Source organism: Rhodococcus chondri (assembly GCF_036327435.1).
Lineage (GTDB): Bacteria > Actinomycetota > Actinomycetes > Mycobacteriales > Mycobacteriaceae > Rhodococcus > Rhodococcus chondri.
Window position 1 is genome coordinate 14,705 of sequence record NZ_JAUZMZ010000044.1, and the last position, 18,219, is coordinate 32,923.

At 67.8% G+C, this 18,219-nt stretch carries 20 protein-coding genes; 9 read left to right on the plus strand and 11 right to left on the minus strand.

Translation table 11 applies throughout. From position 1 onward, the window contains the following. Positions 1–108: 108 nt before the first annotated feature. From Q8814_RS10055 to Q8814_RS10070, 4 genes are all read right to left on the minus strand, one after another. Positions 109–1,899 carry an acetyl/propionyl/methylcrotonyl-CoA carboxylase subunit alpha gene (locus tag Q8814_RS10055; RefSeq protein ID WP_330151868.1) on the minus strand — a complete coding sequence of 597 codons (1,791 nt, stop codon included), beginning with the start codon at positions 1,897–1,899 and terminating at the stop codon, positions 109–111. 146 nt (positions 1,900–2,045) lie between these two features. Further along, positions 2,046–3,464, minus strand: a complete 1,419-nt coding sequence (locus Q8814_RS10060) for a condensation domain-containing protein (RefSeq protein WP_330151869.1) — start codon at positions 3,462–3,464, stop codon at positions 2,046–2,048. A 7-nt stretch (positions 3,465–3,471) separates the two neighbouring features. Next, positions 3,472–3,885, minus strand: a complete 414-nt coding sequence (locus Q8814_RS10065) for a SufE family protein (RefSeq protein ID WP_330151870.1) — start codon at positions 3,883–3,885, stop codon at positions 3,472–3,474. Next, positions 3,882–4,775: a sulfurtransferase gene (locus Q8814_RS10070; protein WP_330151871.1), complete on the minus strand. Its 894-nt coding sequence runs from the start codon at positions 4,773–4,775 to the stop codon at positions 3,882–3,884. Before Q8814_RS10070 ends, Q8814_RS10065 begins: the two co-directional genes overlap by 4 nt. Positions 4,776–4,837: 62 nt before the next feature. On the opposite strand from Q8814_RS10070, the gene Q8814_RS10075 reads away from it, so the two are divergent. Both Q8814_RS10075 and Q8814_RS10080 read left to right on the plus strand, forming a co-directional pair. Next, complete coding sequence (locus Q8814_RS10075; RefSeq protein WP_408015871.1) at positions 4,838–5,245, plus strand: group III truncated hemoglobin; 408 nt, start codon at positions 4,838–4,840, stop codon at positions 5,243–5,245. 100 nt (positions 5,246–5,345) lie between these two features. Then, positions 5,346–5,708, plus strand: a complete 363-nt coding sequence (locus Q8814_RS10080) for a PLDc N-terminal domain-containing protein (protein ID WP_330151872.1) — start codon at positions 5,346–5,348, stop codon at positions 5,706–5,708. Positions 5,709–5,764: 56 nt separating this feature from the next. On the opposite strand, the gene Q8814_RS10085 is transcribed toward Q8814_RS10080, so the two are convergent. The 4 genes from Q8814_RS10085 to Q8814_RS10100 all read right to left on the minus strand — a co-directional run bounded on the left by Q8814_RS10085 (position 5,765) and on the right by Q8814_RS10100 (position 9,240). Further along, entirely contained in the window at positions 5,765–6,346 is a 582-nt protein-coding gene (locus Q8814_RS10085) for a hypothetical protein (RefSeq protein WP_330151873.1), read from the minus strand. A gap of 46 nt (positions 6,347–6,392) precedes the next feature. Next, on the minus strand, positions 6,393–7,055 hold the full coding sequence (locus Q8814_RS10090; protein WP_330151886.1) for a Maf family protein: 663 nt from the start codon (positions 7,053–7,055) through the stop codon (positions 6,393–6,395). 2 nt (positions 7,056–7,057) lie between these two features. Then, on the minus strand, positions 7,058–7,393 hold the full coding sequence (locus tag Q8814_RS10095; protein WP_330151874.1) for an acyl-CoA carboxylase subunit epsilon: 336 nt from the start codon (positions 7,391–7,393) through the stop codon (positions 7,058–7,060). Positions 7,394–7,599: 206 nt separating this feature from the next. Continuing rightward, a complete protein-coding gene (locus Q8814_RS10100) occupies positions 7,600–9,240 on the minus strand; it encodes an acyl-CoA carboxylase subunit beta (RefSeq protein WP_330151875.1) in 1,641 nt (546 codons plus the stop codon). Between the two features lie 116 nt (positions 9,241–9,356). Between Q8814_RS10100 and Q8814_RS10105 the strand changes: the two genes are divergently transcribed. The 4 genes from Q8814_RS10105 to Q8814_RS10120 are packed head-to-tail and all read left to right on the plus strand — an operon-like array spanning position 9,357 to position 12,858. Then, a complete protein-coding gene (locus tag Q8814_RS10105) occupies positions 9,357–10,202 on the plus strand; it encodes a biotin--[acetyl-CoA-carboxylase] ligase (protein ID WP_330151876.1) in 846 nt (281 codons plus the stop codon). 52 nt (positions 10,203–10,254) lie between these two features. After that, positions 10,255–10,818, plus strand: coding sequence for a PH domain-containing protein (locus tag Q8814_RS10110; protein WP_330151877.1), 564 nt, complete (start codon positions 10,255–10,257; stop codon positions 10,816–10,818). A gap of 38 nt (positions 10,819–10,856) precedes the next feature. Further along, positions 10,857–11,540, plus strand: a complete 684-nt coding sequence (locus tag Q8814_RS10115; protein ID WP_330151878.1) for a response regulator transcription factor — start codon at positions 10,857–10,859, stop codon at positions 11,538–11,540. 10 nt (positions 11,541–11,550) lie between these two features. Continuing rightward, complete coding sequence (locus Q8814_RS10120) at positions 11,551–12,858, plus strand: sensor histidine kinase (protein ID WP_330151879.1); 1,308 nt, start codon at positions 11,551–11,553, stop codon at positions 12,856–12,858. 37 nt (positions 12,859–12,895) lie between these two features. Here Q8814_RS10120 and Q8814_RS10125 read toward each other — a convergent pair whose 3' ends face one another. Beyond that, the gene (locus Q8814_RS10125; protein WP_330151880.1) at positions 12,896–13,450 is read right to left on the minus strand and encodes a GtrA family protein; all 555 of its coding nucleotides are present in this window, start codon (positions 13,448–13,450) and stop codon (positions 12,896–12,898) included. Positions 13,451–13,582: 132 nt separating this feature from the next. Between Q8814_RS10125 and Q8814_RS10130 the strand changes: the two genes are divergently transcribed. The 3 genes from Q8814_RS10130 to Q8814_RS10140 are packed head-to-tail and all read left to right on the plus strand — an operon-like array spanning position 13,583 to position 15,777. Further along, positions 13,583–14,857 carry a 5-(carboxyamino)imidazole ribonucleotide synthase gene (locus Q8814_RS10130; protein ID WP_408015872.1) on the plus strand — a complete coding sequence of 425 codons (1,275 nt, stop codon included), beginning with the start codon at positions 13,583–13,585 and terminating at the stop codon, positions 14,855–14,857. A gap of 1 nt (position 14,858) precedes the next feature. Beyond that, positions 14,859–15,362: a 5-(carboxyamino)imidazole ribonucleotide mutase gene (gene purE, locus Q8814_RS10135; protein WP_408015873.1), complete on the plus strand. Its 504-nt coding sequence runs from the start codon at positions 14,859–14,861 to the stop codon at positions 15,360–15,362. Positions 15,363–15,378: 16 nt separating this feature from the next. Continuing rightward, a complete protein-coding gene (locus Q8814_RS10140; RefSeq protein WP_330151882.1) occupies positions 15,379–15,777 on the plus strand; it encodes a hypothetical protein in 399 nt (132 codons plus the stop codon). 23 nt (positions 15,778–15,800) lie between these two features. Here the strand turns inward: Q8814_RS10140 and Q8814_RS10145 are convergent, their stop codons facing one another. Together Q8814_RS10145 and Q8814_RS10150 are read right to left on the minus strand one after the other, a co-directional pair. Next, on the minus strand, positions 15,801–16,511 hold the full coding sequence (locus Q8814_RS10145; RefSeq protein ID WP_330151883.1) for a TIGR03089 family protein: 711 nt from the start codon (positions 16,509–16,511) through the stop codon (positions 15,801–15,803). 60 nt (positions 16,512–16,571) lie between these two features. Beyond that, entirely contained in the window at positions 16,572–18,065 is a 1,494-nt protein-coding gene (locus Q8814_RS10150; protein ID WP_330151888.1) for an LCP family protein, read from the minus strand. Positions 18,066–18,219 lie beyond the last annotated feature (154 nt).

Sequence of the window (18,219 nt, forward strand, 5' to 3'; positions counted from 1 at the left end):
CAGAGTAGAGGCGAACCTCTCGGAAAGGCACGGGCAGCACAAGCATGCGGAGACGAGAGAAGGCCCCGTCCTGTCGCGGCGACAGCACGGGGCCTTCCTGCAAGGGTCCTACTTGAGTTCTGCGAGCACCGTGCCCTGTGTGATGGCGGCGCCCGGCTCGACCGAGAGACCGGTGACGACACCGGCCTTGTGGGCGTTGACCGGGTTCTCCATCTTCATGGCCTCGAGCACTGCGATGAGATCGCCCTCGGCCACTTCCTGGCCTTCGGTGACCGCGACCTTGACGACCGTGCCCTGCATCGGCGCGGTCACTGCGTCGCCCGACGCCTTACCGCCGTGCGCGCCGCCACGCTTGCGCGCCTTCGGCTTCTTGCGGAGAGCGCCGGTAGCGCCGCCGTTGCCGCCCAGCGAGAACTGGCCGGGCAGCGACACCTCGACACGCCGGCCTCCGACCTCGACGACGACGTTCTGCCGGGGCAGGGCCTCGTCCTCGTCGTCGATCGCGCCGGCGCCGGCGTAGGGCTCGATGGTGTTGTCCCAGTCGGTCTCGATCCACTTGGTGTAGACGTCGAACTTCTCGCCGTCACCGACGAACGCCGGGTGCTCGACGATGTGGCGGTGGAACGGGATGACCGTGGCCAGGCCGTCGACCTCGAACTCGGCGAGCGCGCGGGCGGCACGCTGCAGCGCCTGCTCCCGGTTCTCGCCCGTGACGATCAGCTTCGCGAGCATCGAGTCGAACTGGCCGCCGATGACGTCGCCCTGCACGACACCGGAGTCGACGCGCACGCCGGGACCCGACGGCTCGCGGTAGACGTTGATGGGGCCGGGGGCCGGCATGAAGCCGCGGCCGGCGTCCTCACCGTTGATGCGGAACTCGAAGGAGTGGCCACGCGGGGTGGGGTCTTCCGTGAACTCGAGTTCTTCACCGTTGGCGATGCGGAACTGCTGGCGGACGAGGTCGATGCCGGCGGTTTCCTCGGTGACGGGGTGCTCGACCTGCAGGCGCGTGTTGACCTCGAGGAAGGAGACGGTGTCGCCCTGCACCAGGTACTCGACCGTGCCGGCACCGTAGTAGCCGGCCTCCTTGCAGATCGCCTTCGCGGACGCGTGGATGCGTGCGCGCTGTTCGTCGGTCAGGAACGGAGCCGGAGCTTCCTCGACGAGCTTCTGGAAACGACGCTGCAGCGAGCAGTCGCGGGTGCCGGCGACGATGACGTTGCCGTGCTGATCGGCGAGAACCTGGGCCTCGACGTGGCGGGCCTTGTCGAGGTACTGCTCGACGAAGCACTCGCCGCGACCGAACGCCGCGACCGCTTCACGCGTCGCGGAATCGAACAACTCGGGGATTTCCTCGATGGTCTGCGCGACCTTCATGCCGCGACCGCCACCGCCGAACGCCGCCTTGATGGCGACGGGCACGCCGTACTGCTTCGCGAACTCGACGACCTCGTCGGCGTTCTTGACGGGGTCCTTGGTGCCGGCGGCCATCGGAGCGTTGGCACGCTCGGCGATGTGCCGGGCGGTGACCTTGTCGCCGAGGTCGCGGATGGACTGCGGGGAGGGGCCGATCCAGATCAGGCCCGCATCGATCACGGCCTGGGCGAAGTCGGCGTTCTCGGACAGGAAGCCGTAGCCGGGATGGATCGCGTCGGCGCCGGACTTGGCCGCGGCGTCGAGGATCTTGTCGAACACCAGGTAGGACTCGGCCGAGGTCTGGCCACCGAGGGCGAACGCCTCGTCTGCGAGCTTCACGAACTGTGCATCGGCGTCGGGCTCTGCGTAGACAGCGACGCTGCCGTACCCCGCGTCCTTGGCGGCGCGGATGACCCGCACAGCGATTTCGCCGCGGTTCGCGACGAGCACTTTCGTGATCTGCGCGCTGGCATGACTGGGCACGGAGCCTCCTGTTGATCGATCGTTAGGTTATTTCCGTCAACGGCAGTCTAAGCATCAATCCGATAGACGATGTAACCGGATGGCCTATACACCCTACGACTTGTATCCAAGCCCGCAATGCTACCGACCGGTAGTCGGGACGTCACCTATTCGGCGGCGGCAGCCCACGGTCCGGAATCGACCACGCGGTGCATCAACTCGCAGGTCCGCTCGAGGAACCGCGGCACATTCGCTGCCGCGACCGTGTTGTCCGGATACCGAACCGACACGTTGACACCCTGGGGTGTCCGGTTGAGCCAGACGTACACATCGTGGGTGTAGCTCCGGCTGCGCAGTGCCCGGGCATTCCACTCGGGCCACTGTGCCGCCATCGGCACAAACCGAACATCCATGTACGACACCACAAATCGTGGCCGGATCGGCACACCGAGCAGTTCTCCCACCCGGTCGAACGGGACGCGCGCACTCGACCGGGTGTCGTGCAGCTCTCGTGCCGCCCGAGTGGCGAGCGTTACGAAATCGGGGTCGCCGCTCAGGTCGATGTCTATCGGCCGGAGTCCGACGAACCACCCCAGCGCACCGGCCCACATCGGTCCGGTCCGGGTGTGAGACGGGGCGACCGTGCGAAATCGCTCGGCTCCGGCCAGGTCCGCGGCGGCCTGTCCCAGGCATGCCAGCGCTCCCGCGAAGAAGCCCGCGCCGGCGTCGCGGCACCGTTCGGCGAACAGCGTGGCCTCCGCGTCGTCGAACCAGCGCTCCGACAATCGCTGCTGCGGGGTCACCCGTGCCGGGCGGTGCCCGATCGGAAGGGGGAACGCCGGCGCATCTCCGCCGCACTCGGCGAGTGTGCGCCGCCAGATGCGCACGGCCTCGTGGTCGTCGTCGAGCTGGGTGGACCCGGCCCGTTCCGAGGCGCCGAAGTCGATATAGCTGCCCACCGGAAAGAGCTCCGCCGTCCGGCCGGTGCGCTCCTCCTCGTACAGTGCGGTGATCTCGCTCGACACGAGCACGATCGAATATCCGTCGATGATCGAGTGGTCGGCTCCGAAGAACACGGTGAACGACGATGCGGAATTGCTTGTCTCGTCGCCCGGGTCGGGTTCGAGGGTCGCGAACACATATGCCGGCCACAGGTGCGGTGTCGTGTAATCGTCGAAGAGGCCGTGAAGATGTTCACGAATCGTCGCGGGCTCGGCACGGCCGTGGGTGATGAACCGCACCGACACCTTGCCGGGAGGTGCCGTTCGGCGCACCACTCCGCCCACCGCTTCATCGACGGCCGCGAGCGTCGCATGACTGCGGAGGGGTTCGTGGCGATCGATCCACCGCTGCAGCGCCCGCCGGAACGTCTCGGTATCCATGGGGCCGGAGACTTCGAAGGCCGTGCCCAGCCACGATTCCCGGCCGCTACCGCCACGACCTCCGGCGCTGCGCCGCAGATGAGCCTCGTGGATGTACGAGGCCGGCCGCGGGTCTGCCCGCCAGGCCTCCTCGGCAGCGCACGGCAGCCATTCGGTGAGAGTCCCGGCCGAGATCTCGTAGTCGGCCAGCTCGGTGAACTCCATCGGTTCGTCAGGTTCGCAGATGCCGCTTGATGCGTGCCAGCATCGCGCTCATTCCCCGCAGCCGCAACGGGCTGACGGCATCGGCCAATCCGAGTGCGGCATAGAAATCGTCGGGGACATCCAGGATCTCCTGGGCACTGAGACCGTCGAGACCCTGGTGCAGGATCGAGGCGAACCCTCGCGTGGTCGGCGCCTCTGCGGGCGCGCTGAAATACAGCCGGACACGCTCGCGGTCGGCGCTGTCGACCGACAGGAACAGCGGCGACTGGCACTCGGGCACCGGTTCCATCGCCGCTTCCTCGAGTTCGGCAGGCAGGGGTGGCAGCTCCCGGCTGAATTCGAGCAGCAACTGCAGCTTGTCCTGACCGTCGACGGCCGCGAAGTCGTCGACGATCTCGGCGAGAGACTCCGGAACGCTCATGATGCCGGGACGTCCCCGGGCTCCTCGCCCTTCGTGATCGGAACACGCACGGCGTTGCCCCACTCGGTCCAGGACCCGTCGTAGTTGCGGACCCGGGGATAACCGAGCAGGTGCGTGAGCACGAACCAGGTGTGGCTCGAACGTTCGCCGATACGGCAGTACGCGATCACCTCGTCCTCCTTGGCGATGTCCGAGTAGATCTCGTCGAGTTCGGCACGCGAACGGAACCGGCCGTCCGGGGCCGCGGCCTTCGCCCAGGGGATGGACACTGCGGTGGGAATGTGGCCGCCGCGCAGTGCGCCTTCCTCGGGATAGTCGGGCATGTGGGTGCGCTCGCCCGTGTACTCCTGCGGGGAACGGACATCCACGAGCGGCACACCGCCGAGTCGCGCGAGCACGTCGTCCTTGAACGCCCGGATCGGGGCGTCGTTGCGCTCGACCACCGGGTAGCCACTCGTGGTGTGGGACGGGACGTCGAAGGTGGTGTCGCGGTTCTCGGAGATCCATGCGTCGCGCCCACCGTCGAGCAGACGCACGTCCTCGTGTCCGAACAACGTGAACACCCACAGTGCGTACGCCGCCCACCAGTTGGACTTGTCGCCGTAGATCACCACGGTGTCGGTGCGACGAATTCCCTTGCGGTCCATCAGTGCAGCGAACGCGGCGCCGTCGATGTAGTCGCGGGTGACCGGATCGTTGAGATCGAGGTGCCAGTCGATCTTCACGGCGCCGGGAATGTGCCCGACGTCGTAGAGCAGCACGTCCTCGTCGGATTCGACGACCTTGACCTCGGGATGCCCGAGATGGGCGGACAGCCACTCGGTGGAGACGAGGCGACCGGGGTCGGCGTAGGCGGCGAACGACGGAGAGGTGTCGGAAGCGACGGGCACAAGGGCTCCTGAGGCAGTGGTGGCAGGTGCGCCGTCGATTCTAGGGGGTAGCGTCGGTGTGCGTGACCTCCCGTGGGCGCCGCCGCGCAGATATCGGATCCCGCGCCGACATCGATGTACTCATGCGCCGTTTCTACGAACGCGCCATGGCCGATCCGCTGCTCGCCCCCGTATTCGACGTCCTGGCCGTGGTCGGACTCGACGAGCACCTCGTGGTCGTCGGCGACTTCTGGGAACAGATCCTGTTCCGCACCACACGTTACGAGGGGCAGTTCACCGCCGTGCACAGGGCGCTGCACGGCCACCACGGGCTCACCCCGGCGCGGTTCGGACGCTGGCTGGAATTGTGGACCGACACCGTCGACACGCACTTCGGTGGTGTGAACGCCGACCGTGCCAAGGCCAAGGGGGAAGCGATAGCGCGGTCGCTGGAGCGGTCGCTGGGCGGCGGTGCCGGAAGCGAGAGGTAGGCGGCACGCGAATGCCGTAACGTCCGTGCCCGATCTTGTGATGAACAGGCGAACCCGGTAGGTGGCAGCCGGGTACAACACACAGAGGGGCGGATGGGGCATGCCGTATTTCGGATTGATCGTGCTGATCGTGTGGGTGGGCTGTCTGATCGATGTCATCTCCACCGAGGAGCACCAGGTCCGGAATCTGCCGAAGACGTTGTGGCTGGTCGTCGTGATTCTGCTGCCACTGGTCGGATCGGTCCTGTGGCTGCTGGTCGGCAGACCCCACCGCGGCGCATTGTCGCGACCTCGGTCCTCCGCGTTCCCGGAGTACGAGCGCCCCGGCCGCCATATCGCCCAGCAGACCGAATCGGACGAAGAGTTCCTGCGACGGTGCAGGGCCCGCGCCGAGGAGCAGCGCCGCGTCGCCAGAGAGCAGGAGCAGCGTCGGCGCGAACAAGACGGTGGCGGCGCGATGTGAGCGGTCCATGCGACGTCGCGTTCGGGCGTCCATGGCGGGGAAAGCCGTATGACCGGTCAGGCTTCGTCGTTCATGGCATCGAGCACGTATTGCGCGAACCACCGATTGTGCTGCACGTACGGTCCGCGACCTCTGCTCGCGAGCCGCGCGGCGAGAGGACCGATGGTCGTTTCGTCGAGCGGAAGCGCGAAGAACTGGTCGTCGGCACCCTCGTCGGAGAGGAACCAGTCGATCACGACGCCGTCTCCGTCTGCTGACGCATCCTCGGCCGCGTGGAATCTCAGTAGCGGATGGCTCAGGGCAAGTTCGTCGCGGGACCGGCCGGTGCGATGCGTCAGCGCGGACTCCGACGTGGTCAGTACCGTGCGGTAGTCGACGGTCTCGCCGCCCTCGACGAACCGGTCGACGTAGAGCACTTCCACCGGTCCGACAGCAAGGGTGAAAAGGCGTTCACTGTCGGGGGTTCTGCCCGTCTCCGGCAGACAGGCCAGCGTCCACCGGTCCACTTCGCCCGCAGCCGGATCGACGAAGGCCGAGGAGAGATATCCGGCGACCAGGTCGACTACCACGTCGAAGAACGGTTCCCGGCGAAGCAGGGCAAAGCTCTCCTCGGTCGCAGCGCGCTCGACAGCACTCAAAATTGTCCTCCCGGATCGGTGGCGAGCGGACGGCTCGATTGTCCGATCAGTTCTCGAGCGACTCGAGGGGAATGGCAGCGTTCTCCGCCCACAACTGCGCGACGGAAACCCCGACTTCGGCGAGCAGGCGCCGCACGAGCGGCAGGCCGATCCCGATGACCGACGACGGATCACCTTCGATCCGGTCGATGAACCAGCCTCCCAGACCGTCGAGGGTGAATGCCCCCGCGACCTCGAGCGGCTCACCGCTCTCGAGATACGACTCGAGTTCCTCGTCGGTCGGTGTGCCGAAGAACACCGTCGTGGCACTGTGGTCGCAGGCCTGCCCGATCACCTTGTTGTCGCGTACCCGCACCACACAGTGCCCGGTGAGGAGTTCGGCGCTGTTCCCCGCCATCGCGCGCCAGCGCGCGCGGGCCTGGTCGACCGTTCCGGGTTTGCCCTGCAATTGCCCGTCGATGAGCAGCATCGAGTCGCACCCGATCACCAATGCATCCTGCAGACCCTCGTCGCGCAGCTCCGGAACGACTTCCGTTGCCTTGGCCCGGGCGAGTTCGGTGACGATCTGCGCTGGCGTGGAACCGGGATCGAGCGACGCGACGACGGCGTCCTCGTCGACCCCGGACACGCGCACCACCGGCTTCACTCCCGCAGTGTGCAGGACGGACAGGCGTGCGGGGGATGCCGAAGCCAGCACCAGGCGGGGCATGATCAGCCGCGGTTGGGGTACGAGTACGGGGAGAACGGTGCCCACTGGCGGTGCATCCGCGTGGGATCGCCCCAGGTCTCGGGCGGCTTGCCGCCGCCCGCAGGAGCGGTGGCCGCACCGGCTGCCGCGGCGATAACCGCCACCAGCGCAGCGATCTCCTGGTCGGCCGGATTGCCCTTGACGATCCGGATCGCGGCCGCCACCTCGCCGGCCGCAGCCGAGGACGGGTCGGCGGCAGTCTCGACTTCGTCCGATTCGAGGCCGGCGTCGGCGAGAGCGGCGGTCTCTTCGGTCAGCGCGATGTCGATGATGATCTTGTCCTCTGTCGTCGCGGTCACTGCGCACCACCCGGGCGTTTCCCGCCCACTGAAACAACAGGGACACGGGGTGTCCGCTGAATCGATGTCATGTCGTCCCTCTCGTTGAGGTCATCGCGCGTCGTGTGCCGCGCGCTACACCTTGCCGGTTACGTGGCGTGGCCGCGGAGCCCCGGCCCGACGGAGTCATCCCGCCAGGCCGAGGCCCGCAACCGTGCTGCGCATCGTCACAGGGGAATGTTTCCATGCTTCTTCGGCGGGAGCGAAACCATCTTCCGCTCGAGCAGTCGCAGGGCGGACACGATCTGCCCGCGGGTATGCGACGGCGGAATGACGGCGTCGACGTAACCGCGCTCGGCGGCCACATACGGGTTGACGAGGGTGTCCTCGTACTCGTTCTGAAGTTCGAGGCGCAGCGCGTCCACGTCCTGGCCGTTCTTCGCGGCGTCGAGCAGGCGCTTGCGGTAGACGAACCCGACGGCTCCCGACGCGCCCATCACGGCGATCTGTGCCGTCGGCCACGCAAGGTTGACGTCGGCGCCCATGTGCTTGGACCCCATCACGTCGTACGCGCCGCCGTAGGCCTTGCGGGTGATGACGGTGATCTTGCCGACGGTGGCCTCTCCGTAGGCGTAGAGCAGTTTCGCGCCGCGGCGGATGATGCCGTTGAACTCCTGCTCGGTGCCGGGCAGGAAGCCGGGCACGTCGACGAGCGTCACGATCGGAACGTTGAACGCGTCGCAGGTACGCACGAACCGTGCGGCCTTCTCGGAGGCGTCGATGTCGAGGCAGCCCGCGAACTGGGTGGGCTGGTTCGCGACGATGCCGACGCTGCGGCCGTCGATGCGACCGAAGCCGACGATGATGTTCTGGGCGCGCTCTGCCTGCACCTCGAGGAACTCGTCGTCGTCGAGCAGGCGGCGAATGACCTCGTGCATGTCGTACGGCTGGTTCGCCGAATCCGGGATGAGCGTGTCGAGTTCGAGGTCTTCCTCGGTGAGGGAGTCCTCGATCGCACCGACGATGGGGTCGGTGGGCTCCATCCGCGGCGCGGCGGCCTGGTTGTTGCTCGGCAGGTACGACAGCAGATCCTTGACGTAGTCGAGGGCATCCTGCTCGCCGTCGCCGACGTAGTGCGCGACACCCGACTTGACCATGTGGGTGTGGGCGCCGCCGAGATCCTCCATCGTGACGTCCTCGCCGGTGACCGTCTTGATGACGTCGGGACCGGTGACGAACATCTGGCTGGTCTGGTCGACCATCACCACGAAGTCGGTCAGGGCAGGGGAGTAGACGTGACCACCCGCGGCGGGGCCCATGATCAGCGAGATCTGCGGGATCACGCCGGACGCCTGCACGTTGCGATGGAAGATCTCGCCGTAGAGGCCGAGGGAGACGACACCCTCCTGGATGCGGGCGCCCGCGCCCTCGTTGATGCCGACCAGCGGCCGGCCGGTGCGCAGCGCCAGATCCATGACCTTGACGATCTTCTCGCCGTAGACCTCACCGAGGCTGCCACCGAAAACCGTCGCGTCCTGGGAGAAGACGCACACGTCGCGACCGTCGACGGTGCCGTACCCGGTGACGACGCCGTCGCCGACCGGTCGGTTGTCGGCCAGGCCGAAGTTGGTGCTGCGGTGGCGGGCGAGGGCGTCGAGTTCGACGAACGAACCTTCGTCGAGCAGCGCATGGATGCGCTCGCGTGCGGTCAGCTTGCCTTTGGCGTGGACCTTCTCGACTGCGGCCTCACCGACGGGAGCCTGGGCCTTGGCCTGACGGTTGCGCAGGTCGGTCAGCTTGCCGGCGGTGGTGTGGATGTCGGGCGTACTCGCCGCCTCGGACGCGGAGGGCTCCTGGACAGTGGTCATGGCCAGTCAGCTTAGCGAGCGTCAATCTGCACGTCCGAACCGAGGGCAGGTTGTGTTGAATTATTCAACTCGAGCTACTCGCGAGTATCGATTTGCACCCACCTTAGGCTGGGCACATGACCCTCGACCCCGATTCGGCAGATCTTGTTTCGCTCCGCGCCCCCCTCGACGTATCCGTGCTCCGGGACGCGCTCGTCGGTGACCACGGGACCGGTTTCTACACCCGGCTCGACGTGGTCGACGAAACCGGATCGACCAACGCCGACCTGCTGGCCGAGGGAGATTCCGGGGCGGACCGGGTGGTGCTGCTCGCCGAGTTCCAGAAGGGCGGACGAGGCCGCCATTCGCGCACCTGGACCGGGGTGCCCCGGGCGCAGGTGATCGTGTCGGTGCGGTTGCGCCTGCCCGGTGTGCCGCTGGCCGACCTCGGCTGGCTTCCGCTGCTCACCGGCATCGCGACCGTGGACGCAGTGCGCTCGGTGTCCGGGGTGCAGGCGGAACTCAAGTGGCCCAACGACATTCTCGTCGATGGGCGGAAGGTGTGCGGCATCCTCGTCGAAGTGGCCACTACCGCACCCGAGCCGGTGGTGGTCGTGGGCGTCGGCCTCAACACCACCCTCACCGAGGCCGATCTTCCGGTTCCCAACGCGACGTCGCTGCTGCTCGCCGGCGCCCGCGACCTCGACCGCACCCGACTCGCGCAGGCACTGCTCTCGGCGCTGGCCGACCGGGTCGAGCAGTGGCAGCGAAACGCGTGGGATCCGGCCGCGCTCGCGGCCGACTACCGGGAACGATGCGGCACCATCGGGCAGCGCGTCCGTGCGGTCCTGCCCGGCGACACCGAGTTGCACGGTGTCGCCGAAGACATCGACGAGCAGGGTCGCATCGTCATCCGTCCCGACGGCGCCGGCGAACCCGTCGCGGTCGCAGCCGGGGACATCACGCATCTGCGTCCGGTGTAACGGCATATTCGGCCGGCGCAGCGGGGAGCGGACGTGTGCCATCGTTGGCGACATGGGATATCCGGAGGACGCCCTCGCACCCGAAGAAGAGCTGCTGCTGCATCACCATCCGCACTGGAAGATGCTGATCGGTCCGACGTCGATCTTCCTCGTCGCGACGGCTGTCGCGGGATTTCTCCTCGGTCTGGCCGAGGCCCGGCTGGAGGGGACGTCGGCGACGGTTCTGACCGTCGCGGTTCTGGTGTTGTGGGCCGTGCTCGTCGGCCGGTGGTGCGTGGCGCGATTCGTGACCTGGCTGACGACCCACTTCATCGTCACCGACCGCCGGGTCCTCGTGCGCAAGGGCGTGATCACCCACTCGGGAATCGACATCCCGATGGGCCGGATCAGCAATGTTCAATTCCGGCACGGGCTGATCGACCGAATGTTGCGCACAGGCACGCTCACAATCGTCTCCGCCGCCGACGATCCGCTCGAGTTCGACGACATTCCCGATGTGCAGCGAGTGCATGCGCTGCTCTATCAGCAGGCATTCGGTGGTCGCGACGACGATTCCGGCGACCGGAGGGCCGCCCGCCGGCCCGGCGACGAGGACACCCGCCGTAAAGCGTGGTAATCGTGCCGATCGGACATGCCGATCCGTACGCTGGATCCGTGACCGCTGTTCTGCTCGCTGAAGACGACGAAGCAATCGCCGCACCTCTGTCGCGTGCGCTGGGTCGTGAAGGTTATGAAGTGACCGTCGAGGACTCCGGACCCGACGCCCTCGAACAGGCCCTGTCCGGTGACTACGAACTCCTCATCCTCGACCTCGGTCTACCCGGGATGGACGGGTTGGAGGTGTGCCGGCAGATCCGCTCACACCGATCCGACCTCGCGGTGCTCATGCTCACAGCCCGGACCGACGAGGTCGATTTCGTCGTGGGACTCGATGCGGGCGCAGACGACTATGTCGGTAAACCGTTCCGGCTCGCCGAGCTCATGGCACGGGTGCGGGCCCTGCTGCGCCGCCGCGGAACCAACGAGCAGGACGACATCATGGACGTGTGCGGAATCCGCCTGGAACGGGCGGCGCGCCGCGTGATGGTCGACGGCGCCGAAGTGACGCTGGCGAACAAGGAGTACGAACTGCTCCGGGTGCTGCTCGAACACGCCGGGCAGGTCGTATCCCGAGACGCCATCCTCGACGAGGTGTGGGGCGACGCAGACCTGCGGGGTTCCAAGACCCTCGACATGCACATGTCCTGGCTGCGCCGCAAGATCGGCGACGAGGGTCCTGCGGGGGAGCGGCGCATCGCCACGGTCCGCGGCGTCGGGTTCCGTCTGAACACCGACTAGGCGAACGCCTGTGCGTAGCCGCATATTGAACGCGGTCCTCGCCACGGTGCTGCTCGTCGCGCTGCTGCTCGGCGTGCCCCTGGCCTACACCGCATGGTTGTTCGTGGAAGACACCGCGCGCCGCGATCTGCAGGAGCGCCTGGACCGGATGGCCGACGAGGTCATCGCACAGGTCGGCACCGACGGCCTCGTCGTCGGCGGACTCGATACCAGCTCGCTCCGACTGCTCGTCCCCGAGGGCGGTCGTGTGGTGGTCGTGTATCCGACGCCGGAAGACCAGGCCGCCCGCATCGACATCGGAGTGCCCGTGGTGGAGGCACCCCTGGCCGAGTCGCTGTCGCTCGGTACGGCAGGGTCGCTGCGGCTCGATATGCCGTCGGAGGCGATGCGCACGCAGCAACGTCAGGTTCTGGCCGCCGTGAGCTTCCTGGTGCTGCTCTCCGTCGCGGTGGGCGCGGTCGTCTCGGTCGCGACTGCGCGACGCCTGGCGGATCCACTGCGCGATGTGGCCCGCAGGGCAGCGCGCCTCACGAAAGGCGATTTCCGGCCGGATCCGCGCCGCCACGGCATTCCCGAACTGGACCGTGTCTCCGATGTTCTCGATGCGGCAACCGTGGAGATCGCCGGTCGGCTGCAACGCGAGCACGCCCTCGTCGGTGACGTCTCCCACCAATTACGGTCTCGGTTGACCGCCGTCCGTCTACGTCTCGACGAGTTGTCCACCTACGACGACCCGGCGGTGGTCGAGGAGGCCGAAGCGGCGATGGCGCAGGTGGATCGCCTGACCGTCGCAATCGAAGAACTGGTACGGCAGTCCCGGAACAGCGGTTCGGAGTTGCGCACCGAGGTCTCCGTGGTCGGAGAGCTGACGGGTGTCGTCGCGGACTGGCGCGGTCCCTACAACGAGGCGGGCCGGGAACTGTTGCTGCGCGGAGATCCGGCGCTGCGGTCGTCGGTGACCGGGTCGCGGCTGCGGGAAGCGGTGGCCGTGCTCGTCGACAACGCGCTCGTGCACGGCGGTGGCACGTGCACCGTTTCGGTGCGCCAGGTCGAGACCCGCGGGGACGCCACACTGTGCGTGGAGGTGACCGACGAGGGTGACGGTGTCAGCGACGAGCTGGCTCCGCACATCTTCGATCGGGGTTTCTCGGGCGGTGGCTCGACCGGCGTGGGACTGGCGCTCGCGAGAGCGCTGACGGAGGCCGACGGCGGCCGACTCGAACTGCAGCGCAGGCGCCCCGCGTTGTTCGCGATGTTCCTCGGTGCGAACCGCGACCGCACGGCGGCGGGCTACGACGGTCTGCGCGAACCGCGATGACGCCCCACGGCCCATGATCCGGGACGGGGGCGGGCCGTCATGACCTGCCGGACTGCTCTTCTTCCAGTTCGTCGCGTCCGGCTTCGTTCTGCTCGACGAGTTCGAGACTCATGTCCTCGGGGAAGACGAACCGGCGGAAGCAGTAGAAGCGGAACATCATCTGCAGCAGGTTGCCGATGATGTACGCGCTGACGAAGTCTGCGATGTTCTCGACGGTGAGACTGACTTCCGGCACCCGCAGATTGAACACGTAACTCGAGATGTACAGCGGAATGAAGCTGAGCACGACGCCGATGCCGCTGACGAAAAAGAACAGGAAGGCCTCGTGGGCTCGTTCGCGACCGCCGCGGTTCTTGAACGACCATTCGCGGTTGAGGATGTACGAGCAGATCACCGCGATGACGCCGGCGATCACCTTCGCGGTGACCGGCTTCTCGTCGAGAACGGTGAGTTTGAGGGTGTAGAAGATGGTCGAGTCGATGATGAACGTGGTACCGCCCACGATCGCGAACTTGACGAGTTCACGGTGACGCAGCAGCAGCCCACGCAGGGGCTGCGGCACTCGGTTCAGGGCGCTATCGACGGCTGACACTTGGAGAAGTGTACGAAACGACAAGGTGAATTCACGAACTACGCCGAAACTATCAGCCCCGACTCAGGAATGATCTTGGAGCGATCGGCGCGCTGCGCAGTGTGTTCTCCTGCTGTGACACCATGGTCACCTGTGACCGGTAGACCTGATTCGTCCCCCAGATCCGACACCCCCCGTTCGCTCGGCGGCGGTATGCCCGTCGTCACCATGATCGGTGGCGGCCAGCTCGCGCGAATGACCCATCAGGCAGCGATCGCACTCGGCCAGACCCTGCGCGTGCTGGCGGGCAGCACGGACGAACCGGCCGCTCAGGTCAGCCCCGACGTCGTCCTCGGCAGCCACGACGATCTCGACGCGTTGCGCCGCGCCGCGACGGGCGCCCACGCGTTGACGTTCGACCACGAGGGAGTGCCCACCGAGCACCTCGAGGTCTTGCAGTCGGAGGGTGTCAATGTGCTGCCGCCCCCGCAGGCGCTGATCTTCGCGCAGGACAAAATCGCGATGCGCGAGCGGCTCGGTGGCCTGGGCGCGCCCATGCCGAAATTCGCCGTGATCACCTCGGTCGCCGATGCGGTGGCCGCCCGCGAACAGCTGGGATGGCCGTTCGTACTCAAGGCCGCCCGCGGTGGCTACGACGGGCGCGGAGTGTGGATCCTCGACGATCCGGCCGAGCTGGAATCGGTGGTGACCGACCAGCTCGCGAAGAAAGTGCCGCTACTCGCGGAGGAGAAGGTGTCGTGGCGCCGGGAACTGTCGGCGATGGTGGCGCGATCCCCCTTCGGACAGGGTGCAAGCTGGCCGGTCGTCGAGACGGTGCAGCGCGACGGACAGTGCTCGGNGGTGATCGCCCCCGCGGCGGACCTGCCGGCCGACGTCGCTGCCGCCGCCGAGCAGCTCGCACTCCGCATTGCCGGTGAACTCGGCGTGGTCGGCGTGATGGCAGTGGAACTGTTCGAGACGCAGAGCGGGGAATTGATCGTCAACGAACTCGCGATGCGACCCCACAACTCCGGGCACTGGGGAATGGACGGTGCCCGGACCGGCCAGTTCGAACAGCACCTGCGCGCGGTACTGGACTACCCGCTCGGCGACACGTCGCCGCTTGCGCCGGTGACGGTGATGGCCAATGTGCTCGGCGCCGCGGAGGCTCCTGCGATGAGCATGGACGAACGGCTGCACCACCTGTTCGCTCGTATGCCAGATGCGCGAGTGCACCTGTACGGCAAGGGCGAACGCAAGGATCGCAAGATCGGGCACGTCAACGTGCTCGGCGATCCGTCCGGGTCGCTCGACGACCCACGGTATGTGGCGTCGGTACGCGAACGCGCCGAACGTGCGGCGCACTGGCTCTCGCACGCAATCTGGACCGACGGTTGGAACGAGCACACGGGAGAGAACGGTGAGTGACGTGTCGCAGGGCGCGCAGGTCGGATTGATCATGGGCAGCGACTCCGATTGGCCGACGATGGAGGCGGCCGCCGAGGCCCTCGTCGAGTTCGGCATACGGTTCGAGGTGGGGGTCGTCTCCGCGCATCGCACTCCGCAGCGGATGCTCGACTACGCCAAGGACGCCGCGGGTCGGGGCATCAGGGTCATCATCGCGGGCGCCGGTGGGGCGGCTCACCTTCCGGGCATGGTCGCGTCGGCGACGCCGCTGCCCGTGATCGGGGTGCCGGTTCCGCTGAAGTACCTCGACGGCATGGACTCGCTGCTGTCCATCGTGCAGATGCCCGCGGGGGTTCCCGTGGCCACCGTGTCGATCGGCGGCGCCCGCAACGCGGGACTGCTTGCGGCGCGCATCCTCGGTGCCGCCGACCCGGCGCTGCGCGAGCGGATGGAGCGGTTCCAGGCCGACCTCGAGCAGATGGTGCTCGACAAGGACGAGGCGCTGCGGCAGAAGCTGCTCGGCTGACCGATACCCTCGAACAATGCGTGCCGACAAGCAAGCCGCCCGGCGGCGGGTGCGGGCCTCGCGTGGTGTTCCGTCGGCGCGACTTGTCACCGTGCTGGCACTGGGCTGGGCGCGGCTGTGGGGTGCGACCGTCACTTTCGACGACCCGTCCGGACTGTTCGTGTGCACCGGGATGCGCGGCGGATTCGCGCGCGGCGGTACCACGGTCGGGGGCGTGTTCCTCACCCGGAATCAGCCCTCGCGCCGCCTGTTACGGCACGAGGCCGTACACGCGGACCAGTGGGCACGGCACGGTCTCGGCTTCGCGGTGCGATATCTGTGGGAAGAATGCCGGAACCCCGGTGCGCGCAACCGTTTCGAGGTCGAGGCCGGACTGGCCGACGGCAACTATCGCCCCGGCCCGCCCCGGTCGTAGCAGAATGGCACGGTCGGCCGGCGTCATCCGCCGAGCCGGACGGTGACCTTCTCGCTCGTGACGCGGCGCTCCGTCGCCTCGGGATCAGGATTGGTCACCTGCACCAGTGAGGCGCCCGCAGCGAAAACGGCGATCAGGCCGTCGACGAGGGCGTCCGGGGTGGCCCACTCTCCGCTCGACAGCACCCGATCGGTGCCCGTGATGCCGGCCTTCTGCGCGGAGTCCCGTGCCGCGGTCAGAACCTCGGCGGAGGAACGCCCGTCGAGGACCGCACCGCCGTCACCGGCCGCGTGGAACTGGTCGCCGTGCATCCGCACGTTCGTTGCGTAGTCGGTGACGCCGGGCGGCAGATCCTTGGCGGGCGCCCCGAAGGCGTCGAGCGACAGGGCCGCGACCTCGGCGACGTCACCGACCTCGTCGAGCCGGTCGGGGGTGACGAGTGCCAGGTCGGCATCGGGATCGGGGCCGAGGGTGACCTCGGCGCCGGCCCACCAGGCTCCGAGGAGCACCGCGGCGGTCTGCCAGTGCGCGGGCAGCAGCACCGATACGCGCCCGCCCGGGAGGACACCGAACTCGTCGCGAATCAGGTTGGCGGTCTTCGCTGCCCAGTTCGCCAGGGTGACCGCCGACAGTTCGATACGGGCACCGGTCGCGTCGTCGTACCAGGTGATGCGTGGCCCGGCGGGGTCGTTCGCGAGGATCGGGTCGAGCAGGGCGTCGGTCAAAGTTGTCACGGATACCTCGTTCTGGAGTTCATTCGGAATCGTCGGTGATGGGGAACCGGTCTCACCGCTTCAGTTCACGCAGCGGGGACCCGTCGAGCCGGCGTCGATGGGAGGGGCTGCGGGGGCAGGGGTGGCGCTTGCCCCGGCAGGCATCAACTCGGTTCCGCCCGGAGCCGTACTCGTAGTGTTCGTCCCCGAATACGACGACGAACCCGGGCCGCTGTAGTCGCCGGCGAGGACCACCCGGACGGTGCCGTCCGCGAGCGTCGAGTCGGTCGCGGTGTCGAGGCCACCCAGTGCGGCGGCGACCGCGCGCGTCTCGTCGGAGTCCGCATCGGACCCGTACACGGTGGACGTGGTGACGGCGGCACCTGTGTGGTTGCCCACCTCGCCCTCGACGTAACCTTCCGAACTCAGCGCTGACGACACCTGCGACGCGAGGCCGGCGACGCTGCCGGCGTTCGCGACGTCGACGGTCACCGTCGAGGCGTCGACATCCGGGGCCTCCTCCGTCGTGGTGGCGGCGGCGGAGCTGTCGCCGCCGTCGCGTCCGACCAGTTCGGCGACGTGGTCGCGAACCTCGTCCGGATCGACCTGCACGACGGACTCGCCGTAGTCGGTCATCGCGTTGATGTCCTGCACCGGAATGGTCGAGAACTTCACGTCGCCACCGGCGAGATCCTGCAGTTGGGTGCCGAGTTCGATGATGTCCCATTCGGAGTCGAGCACCACCGATCGCTGCACGGCCGCGGTGAGCTGACTCACCTTCGACGGGCTGCTCAGCGTCTTCGCGCTGAGCACCTTCTGGACCAGCGAGGCCATGAACACCTGCTGTCGCACGATCCGGTCGAGGTCGCCGCGCGGAAGATCGTGGCGTTGCCGCACGAAGCTCAGAGCGTCGGCGCCCTGCAGGGTCTGCTCCCCGGCGGGGAACCGCGCGCCCGACAGCGGTTCGTCGACCGGGGCGTTGAGGCACACGTCGACACCGCCCACAGCGTCGGTGAGAAGCACGAACCCGAGAAGTCCCACCTCTGCGTAATGGTCGACGCTGACTCCCGTCAGGTCGGCGACCGAACCGAGGAGGGCCTCACGGCCGGCCTGCGTGGATTCCTTTTCCGCTTCGTCGGCGTCGGCGCCGGACTCGACGGCCTCGAGCCGGGCGAGTTCCTTCGTCGCCCCGTACGCGGCGTTGATCTTCGACATCCCCAGGTCCGGGACTTCGACGTACGTGTCGCGGGGAACGGAGATCGCGGTGGCCGAGCTTCCGTCGTTCGGTACCCGGATCAGGATGATCGTGTCGGTGTTGTTGGCGACCTCTTCGCCCGCGCGCAACGCGTCGAGTTCGCGCTGGGCCAGCGGATTGCCCTGGGCGTCGGTGCGGCTGTCCGTGCCGACCAGGAGGATGTCGAGGGCACCGTCCTCGCCTCCGCCGAGGGACAGTCCTCCCACCGATGCGAGGGACGAGCGCAGCGAATCGACGCTGCGCCAGGCCACGCCGGTCCCTACCAGGACGAGCGCGGCGGCGACCGCCGCGAACACTTGGAGTGGCCGGCCCGTGAACACCCGCTGCGGGGCACCCGCCGCCCGCGGACGGGCGGGACGAGCTGCGGTCTCGGGTCGAGGGCGTCGGCTGCGCGCATCCGGGCGGTCGCGGCCGGCTCTGCCCGATCGGACGGTTCCGTCGGCTGCCGTCGACGAGGTCGCGGCACCCGCGCGG

Excerpts from the sequence above, each read along its gene's own strand:
- Q8814_RS10060 (WP_330151869.1), bottom strand. The coding sequence starts at position 3,464 with ATGGAGTTCACCGAGCTGGCCGACTACGAGATCTCGGCCGGGACTCTC.
- Q8814_RS10065 (WP_330151870.1), bottom strand. The coding sequence starts at position 3,885 with ATGAGCGTTCCGGAGTCTCTCGCCGAGATCGTCGACGACTTCGCGGCC.
- Q8814_RS10080 (WP_330151872.1), top strand. The coding sequence starts at position 5,346 with ATGCCGTATTTCGGATTGATCGTGCTGATCGTGTGGGTGGGCTGTCTG.
- Q8814_RS10090 (WP_330151886.1), bottom strand. The coding sequence starts at position 7,055 with ATGCCCCGCCTGGTGCTGGCTTCGGCATCCCCCGCACGCCTGTCCGTC.
- Q8814_RS10100 (WP_330151875.1), bottom strand. The coding sequence starts at position 9,240 with ATGACCACTGTCCAGGAGCCCTCCGCGTCCGAGGCGGCGAGTACGCCC.
- Q8814_RS10105 (WP_330151876.1), top strand. The coding sequence starts at position 9,357 with ATGACCCTCGACCCCGATTCGGCAGATCTTGTTTCGCTCCGCGCCCCC.
- Q8814_RS10110 (WP_330151877.1), top strand. The coding sequence starts at position 10,255 with ATGGGATATCCGGAGGACGCCCTCGCACCCGAAGAAGAGCTGCTGCTG.
- Q8814_RS10140 (WP_330151882.1), top strand. The coding sequence starts at position 15,379 with ATGCGTGCCGACAAGCAAGCCGCCCGGCGGCGGGTGCGGGCCTCGCGT.